Origin of the sequence: Pyrobaculum sp., from assembly GCF_049971835.1 — an archaeon.
Taxonomy (GTDB): Archaea; Thermoproteota; Thermoprotei; order Thermoproteales; family Thermoproteaceae; genus Pyrobaculum.
In genome coordinates, this window is sequence record NZ_JBMFKV010000116.1 from 1 (window position 1) to 6,357 (window position 6,357).

Below are 6,357 nucleotides of genomic sequence, written 5' to 3' on the forward strand. Positions count from 1 at the left end.
GGTACGAGGCTTATGAGATCTATCAGAGGATGGGTGAGGACGTGGTGGGGGACTTCGTTGAGGCTATGCTTGAGTGGGTTGAACACCTGCCCAAGTTCGTGACGAAGTTGAGGATTCCCGTGGACACGGTCTTTATAGACAGCACGGCGGCGCTGAGGCTGGAGGTGCTGTCTAAGCTACAGCAGATGGGCGTCTATAACATCTTCATTGCCGATCGCCGGCTTATCGCGCGTATATCTGACGTCAAGGCTGAGCAGTACCGCCGCTACATGGCCTACTCCTCTCTCGTTGCCGTGAACCTCTTGGAAAAAGACGAGTTGAAGTTGGCGAGGAAAATCACGCCTATTGCCGTAAAGAGAGTGGCGATTGGGGAGTACTACGGAGAGGCGGTGGCGAACGACGTGTTGAGGGACAGGGATAATAGAAAGGCGGTTGACCAGATACTGGCACGTATAAAGACGGCATGATCTACGCCCACGCCGACGCCACTTTAAAAAGCCGTTGCTGGCTCAGGCGGGAGGGGGTGCTTGTGGATAGGGGGGTGAGGACGGATGTCTGCATTACAGACGACTTGATGTACGTCGTCATAGACCCCGAGATACCGGACGATCTCCAGACGGCCCTCCTTCTTATCATGTTCCGCGGCGCCGTGCCGCCTGACGAGAGGGAGTACCCCAAGCTTATCAAGTCTGTTGCGGAGGGCCTCAGAGACCGCGCGGTGTGGGCGATGTACAAGGATTACAGAGAGGTGGTGCACTACCTCCTCGACCGCTGGTCGGGGGCTAGGGACTACATGGGCTACGGGGCGCTGGAGGCGCTGATGCGGGACCCCCTCCTCACGGAGATCGTCATACCGCAGCCGACGGCACCGGCGGCTAAGTATACCTACGTGCCCAAGTCGCTGAGGGAGCAGTTGGAGTATATCAAGTTCCAGATGGTGGAGCTTGGGCGATACCGGAGGGTGGTGGCTGTGCGTAACGAGGTGAGGATGCCCACCAACATAGTTATCCCGGAGCCCCTTATGTACGTCGTGGTGAAGCAGTTGCTCTCCTCCCTCACCATGGACCGTCCCATGCTCACGAGGGAGGATCCGGTGAACAAGGCGAGGATAGCCGCAGATCTGCTGGAGTACAACGTGAACATAAGGAAGATGTCTGCAGTCCCGAAGCCCTCTAAATCTCTGCTGAAGCCCTACACGACGAAGCCAAAGGTTGCTGAAGAGCATGCCGCCCGGGGCCCGGCGCACAGGCCTGAGGGGCTTGAGGTTCTGGCTTTGGCCTCTCTTGTCCTAGAGATGAAGGGAAGTGTCTTTTTCTCGGGCGGCATGGGGTCTGGAAAGACGACACAGCTGAACCAGCTTCTGTACCTAATCCCGCCTTGGTTCCAGGTAGTGGTGGTGGAGAGGGGGGCTAGGGAGATCTGGGCCCCCCTCGACGGCCAGTTGCTTCACATCTCTGTGCCGTCTGAAGACAAGCTGTGGGCCGCCCTCGACCAGGCCTTGCGCTACGGCACGATGCATACCGTGGTGGCGCTCGCCGAGGCCAGGACGCCGCAGGAACTGCGCACGTTGGTAAACTATAAGCTTACGGGCCACGGCGCCCTCACCACGATGCACGCGGAAACTGTGAAAGACGTTCTGTTACGCATTACCGAGGCCGAGGCGCCGCCTGAGGGGCTAGACGGCACGCTTGTAATCCAGCTGTCTGCGGTGGGCGGCGTTAGGTATGTAAAGGAGGTGAAGGCTGTAGTTGTAAAGGGTCGGGAGGTGGAGGTGGCTGACCCCGCGGAGCTGATGCCGCGCATAGCCTCGTATGTGGAGGAAATGTACGGCATAGATTTGAAAAAGGAGCTCGCGCTGAGGATAGAAGCCTTAGTCAAGGCTAGCGAGGTGGAGGACCCCGCGTCGGCTAGGTCTGCCATCGTGGAGATGCTGTGGCTGGACAGGCTGGATTTCAAATCCACGCTTGAGGAAGAGGCGGCGAGGTTCGGCTATGTCTAATATTTTTCCGCCCAGGCTGTACGCCGGGTTATGATTAAGAGGCGGAACTTGGCGGAGCTTATACAGACGGGGGGCGACTCGGCTCTGCGAAACGGCGTGGAGGTTTCTAACAACTCAACGCAACAAGTGAGCCAGCAGACTTGGGCAACTCACCTTGCTACGGCCTTGGCCGAGATGCCCGAGGAGCTGGCCGCCAGGATTATTCACTGCCTTCCGCGGGAGGTGTTAATCGAGGCCCTGAGGAGCAGGAGCGACGACCCCATGGTTAGACTAGCCTTGCTCCTCCTGGCGAGGTGATGTGCAAAGTGGAGAAAGACGCCGTGAGAAAGGGCTTTACCGTGCACACCGCGCGGTGGCTCTGCGAGTTGGCGAAGGAACTTGGCGTTAGGGAGGCGAGGCTGTGGAAGGCCGTGCTTAAGTTGGCTAGACACGGCATCTGGCTCGAGGATGAGGACTGGCGTCTCGCGGCGAGGCTTGTGGATTTAGATAAACACATGGACATGGTTGTGGACTATATCATACGCCGGGTGGCCTCCGGCGCCTCGGTGACACAAGCGGTGAGGGAACTGCCAGTAGCTGTGGAGAAGGCTGGGAAACTCGCCCATATACGGGAGGTGCTTTCCAACTTAATCTAAGGTTTTTCCACGGCGCGTTCCCCCTCTCCATGCGCCGTGAGGATTTCTACCTAGCCGCCGTGCCTGTCTTCGCCACTTATCTAGGCGTCGTATCTGGCAACGAGGCTTTGAAATACACGGCGCTTAACACAGCTGAGCTAGATGAGGAGGAGAGCAGGAGGCTATTTGTGGCTTCTCTAATGCCGTCGCCCTCTGCCCTCTTCCTTGAGGACAGGCTGGAAGTGGCTAGACACTTTGGATACGCCTTGGCTCAGGAGGAGGCCGGCGTAGACAGATCTATATTAGTACATTCCTTTCTTGAGTCGTCCAGATCTGTCGCAGTATCTAGACTCGAGGCTAGGCTTCGTATATACGAGTCTCTGGTCAACGCGCTGGGCGCGCTGTTTCTACTCCCACTATTCCTCCTCTTCATGTGGGCCATCGGCGTCTTGAGTATAGAACCCACCTATCTGCTGTTGTTGATTCTCGGAGTGACCGCCTCGACGGGAGCCGCCGCCGTGGCCGCGACGCCGAGGGACTTGTCGCTGTGGAAGACCTACGAGTGGTCCCTGCCCCTGGGGGTCCTCGCCGCAACTGTCGTAGGTCTACTCGCGTCTCCAGTGGCCTCGTTTTTAGCCTTCGGCGCCGCGGCAACGGTTTGGCTTAAGGCTAAGGACAAGCTGTGGTGGTTTAGGATAAGACAGGAGGTGCCCCCAATGCTTAGAGCCGCCGCGGCTATGCTCAAGGAGGGGGCGCCCCCCGACCTGATCGTGGCGAGGCTGTCTGGGAGGTTTAGGGTAGCCGCCAAAATCGCCTACGGCTACTTCGTGCCGTCAAAATACTTTGTCCTGGCTAAGTCGATGTACCGCGCCATCGTGGAGGCCGGCGGCGCCGCCGCTGTGAAGGCCGTGGAGTATATCCAGACGGTGGTGGACATGGAGAACGTCGCTGTGAAGAAGACTGTGAAGCTCTCAGCGGCCTATTTTGCGTTGTTTATCGCGGCTGTGGGGATACTCGCCTACTCTGTGTCCACAGCGGCTAAGGCGCTGTCCAGCCTGGAGGCCGGCTACAACCCGTTCTTCTCCCCGCCCCCATATGAGGAGATAAGGCGCGTGGTGTCCACAACTATGTCGCTGATAGCCGCGAGCTACATCGCGATTTTCCTCTCGGCGCTGGGGATACACCACTCCACGACGCTAGGCGGGGCCGTCGGCCTGGCTCTGCAACAAGGCCTCCAGCTACTGCTCTAGGCGGATCTAAAGTTTTTCCCCCTCTTTTTGAGGTGGTCCTATGCGGAGGCAAAAGTTCAGAGGGTTAACGACTGTGGAGGCGTTGCTGATAGCGGCTGGCTTCATAATTGTAGGCGTAATAGGGGCGCTGACATTTCAACAAATTGGAAAATCTGCGGCTGAGGCCCTGAGGGCTAACGCAATAGTTACAGCAGACAGAGGGGGCTTTGATGTAACGGTCGAGGTGCTAAACGGCAGACTACTAGGCCTCGCCCTCCAATTTGGGCAAGCCGGCTCTCAGCAATTGTCGACTATAACCCAAGGCTCATGTGCAAAGGCGGGTAGTGCGGGCGTCTCAACAAACATACAGCCAAGTCAGCTACAGCTGGTGGCAGGGCAGTCGGCTACGTGTAGATTCAGCGCACAACTGACTCCAGGTACGCAGTACGTGTATGTAATTATTGCTTACGACGGCAGTGGCAAAGCAGTACAAATAGCAAAGGGCGTAGTATCTGCGGGAATTTCTTAAGACAAATCAAACAAAGTTTTTTCCATACCTACTCCCTCTCGGTCATGAATTGGTGGTTAGTATTTCTAATCGCTACAGGTCTGGCACTGGCGCAGTTTATCAGCTGGCATCCACCACATGCCTACATAGCCACAGCCTATCCGTTAAACGCTACACACTTTGTCGAATATTACGGCGCGGCCACGCTGTACTACATACAGGACGGCATAGCGTTTAGAGGAGATGAAAGAGAGGCGCAAGCGGCGTTGACATATATATCTCAGGTCTGCAGGTATGTGTCTATCGAGCCGCTGAACATAACCCCAATAGAGGGCGGCGTGTTGGTGAGGTCAAACATATACTGTTCGCACGATGGACGTGTGTGGCTCTGGCTAAAGTGGCTTCCCCTTCGCTTAGCGGCCTATGTGGGGCTGGTGAACCTTGTCAACGCCACAGGTAACTTCACGACGCCGGTGGGCAACTTCTCCGAAATGGCTCCCGAGGGGTGGTACCTCCACTTAAGTACGAAGACTGTGGTTAAGGTGCCTCCGGGCAACACATCGCTTTACGTGGAGTACGATCGGCTGGTCCGGACGCTTGACGAGATAAAAGCCGAGCTTGGCAGAGCCCTCGCCAACAGCACCGCGCTAGGGAATCTCCTGCAGCAGCTGTCAGATAAGGTGAAGACGTTGAGTGATGAGAAGACGAAGCTTGAGGAGCTCCTCAAACAAAGAGAGCAGTTGATAACTGCGCTGAACGCAAAGATCCAGGCCCAGAACAACGAGATTGAAGATCTGAAGAAGAGGCTGAGCGACATCTTGTCTAAAAAGGACGCACTCCTGAAGAGGATGGAGGAGCTGAACAGAACACACGCCTTGCAGGTGAGCCAGCTCCAGTCTCAGCTGGCGCAACTCCAGTCACAGCTCAGCGCCAAGGAGGAGGGCAACGGGACGGGGTGGCTGATACCAATGTTGCTCATCGCCTTAGGTGGCGTCATTGGCGCCGTCGTATACGTTAGGAGGCGGCAGTCTGAATAACCTCTAAGGTTTTTCCATCCCCTCCTCCCTTTTTCCATGGAGGATTTCATATCGGCATCTGTTTTTATCACAGGGCTGGCGGCCCTGTTCCTATTCGCGGCGCTGGTGGCGAGGCCCTACCTCCCCTCCGCGTACATCGAGGCGCCGGCCGAGCCCGGGGACAACGTACCCACTAGGTCGCTGTATGTATACGCCGTGATTGACAGATACAATCACACGAGGTATTACCTAATGGAGTACGTGGGCCCCGATGCCGAGCAGTTCCGCCAGGGAGTCGGCGTACCCGGCGTGCTGGTCGCCAAGTTTTATGTCTATCCCGGTGGGTATAGATGCGAGCTCTACGGCAGAAGGCCTGTAAGAATTGGCGATCCATACACGGGACTCTGGTGCCCCCCGCCTTTCGACGCCAGGGTGGATCCCCGTTGCGTTCCGGTCAACGTAGCCTCGAAGGGGAGATGGCTGGTGGTGCAGTACAGATGTCCATGAGGGGGTTGACAACGCTTAGAGACATCACAATCTTCGCCGGGCTAATGGCAATGGCGGTGGCCATAATAACACAACTCTACCCGGTGAGGGAGGGCCCCTCGGAGGTGCCCACATGCTCCGACTGCGCCTTTAAGCTTGTGGGGCCTTACGTGGTCAAGCAGTACGACTCGTACGCCGCCGTAGAGTCAGCGGGTAGACAACTGGCTAGGTACGGCTGGGCGTACTACGGAGGCTACCCCCTGGCGCCGGGTCAAAACGCCACCTGCGTAGGCGTAATGTACTTGTGGGTAGTCGACGGCATCATCTACGTATCCTGCGACGGTTCGGCGCCGAGGTTCGGCCAGTTCATCGCCGGGAGGCCGGGACTGGCGCTGGACACAAGCGCCTTCTGCCGCACGGGATGCGTCTTCGTGGACGCCTCAGACGGCTGGGGTCAAATCGCCCTGCCCGTTACCGCCTCGATATGGGGCCCCCGCTTGGCCTC

General features: G+C 57.4%; 8 protein-coding genes and 1 pseudogene. All 9 read left to right on the plus strand.

Translation table 11 applies throughout. The features are described from left to right. Positions 1–467: ParA family protein (locus ACP5J3_RS09810; RefSeq protein ID WP_428495525.1), on the plus strand; the 467-nt coding region annotated here is incomplete at its 5' end. Continuing rightward, entirely contained in the window at positions 464–1,999 is a 1,536-nt protein-coding gene (locus tag ACP5J3_RS09815; protein WP_428495526.1) for an ATPase, T2SS/T4P/T4SS family, read from the plus strand. The genes ACP5J3_RS09810 and ACP5J3_RS09815, both read left to right, overlap by 4 nt. 30 nt (positions 2,000–2,029) lie before the next feature. Continuing rightward, positions 2,030–2,296, plus strand: a complete 267-nt coding sequence (locus ACP5J3_RS09820; protein WP_428495527.1) for a hypothetical protein — start codon at positions 2,030–2,032, stop codon at positions 2,294–2,296. Further along, positions 2,296–2,634 carry a hypothetical protein gene (locus ACP5J3_RS09825; RefSeq protein ID WP_428495532.1) on the plus strand — a complete coding sequence of 113 codons (339 nt, stop codon included), beginning with the start codon at positions 2,296–2,298 and terminating at the stop codon, positions 2,632–2,634. Before ACP5J3_RS09820 ends, ACP5J3_RS09825 begins: the two co-directional genes overlap by 1 nt. Positions 2,635–2,663: 29 nt before the next feature. Next, entirely contained in the window at positions 2,664–3,863 is a 1,200-nt protein-coding gene (locus ACP5J3_RS09830) for a hypothetical protein (RefSeq protein WP_428495528.1), read from the plus strand. Between the two features lie 40 nt (positions 3,864–3,903). Further along, positions 3,904–4,371, plus strand: coding sequence for a hypothetical protein (locus tag ACP5J3_RS09835; protein WP_428495529.1), 468 nt, complete (start codon positions 3,904–3,906; stop codon positions 4,369–4,371). A 44-nt stretch (positions 4,372–4,415) separates the two neighbouring features. Beyond that, a complete protein-coding gene (locus tag ACP5J3_RS09840; RefSeq protein ID WP_428495530.1) occupies positions 4,416–5,387 on the plus strand; it encodes a hypothetical protein in 972 nt (323 codons plus the stop codon). Between the two features lie 36 nt (positions 5,388–5,423). Beyond that, the gene (locus ACP5J3_RS09845; protein ID WP_428495531.1) at positions 5,424–5,873 is read left to right on the plus strand and encodes a hypothetical protein; all 450 of its coding nucleotides are present in this window, start codon (positions 5,424–5,426) and stop codon (positions 5,871–5,873) included. Continuing rightward, positions 5,870–6,357 (plus strand): annotated as a pseudogene (locus ACP5J3_RS09850) (hypothetical protein); the annotation flags it as partial. The gene ACP5J3_RS09845 and the pseudogene ACP5J3_RS09850, both read left to right, overlap by 4 nt.

What these genes read in the sequence shown, in the direction of transcription:
- ACP5J3_RS09815 (WP_428495526.1), top strand. Translation starts at nt 464, where the DNA reads ATGATCTACGCCCACGCCGACGCCACTTTAAAAAGCCGTTGCTGGCTC.
- ACP5J3_RS09820 (WP_428495527.1), top strand. Translation starts at nt 2,030, where the DNA reads ATGATTAAGAGGCGGAACTTGGCGGAGCTTATACAGACGGGGGGCGAC.
- ACP5J3_RS09825 (WP_428495532.1), top strand. Translation starts at nt 2,296, where the DNA reads ATGTGCAAAGTGGAGAAAGACGCCGTGAGAAAGGGCTTTACCGTGCAC.
- ACP5J3_RS09830 (WP_428495528.1), top strand. Translation starts at nt 2,664, where the DNA reads ATGCGCCGTGAGGATTTCTACCTAGCCGCCGTGCCTGTCTTCGCCACT.
- ACP5J3_RS09835 (WP_428495529.1), top strand. Translation starts at nt 3,904, where the DNA reads ATGCGGAGGCAAAAGTTCAGAGGGTTAACGACTGTGGAGGCGTTGCTG.
- ACP5J3_RS09840 (WP_428495530.1), top strand. Translation starts at nt 4,416, where the DNA reads ATGAATTGGTGGTTAGTATTTCTAATCGCTACAGGTCTGGCACTGGCG.
- ACP5J3_RS09845 (WP_428495531.1), top strand. Translation starts at nt 5,424, where the DNA reads ATGGAGGATTTCATATCGGCATCTGTTTTTATCACAGGGCTGGCGGCC.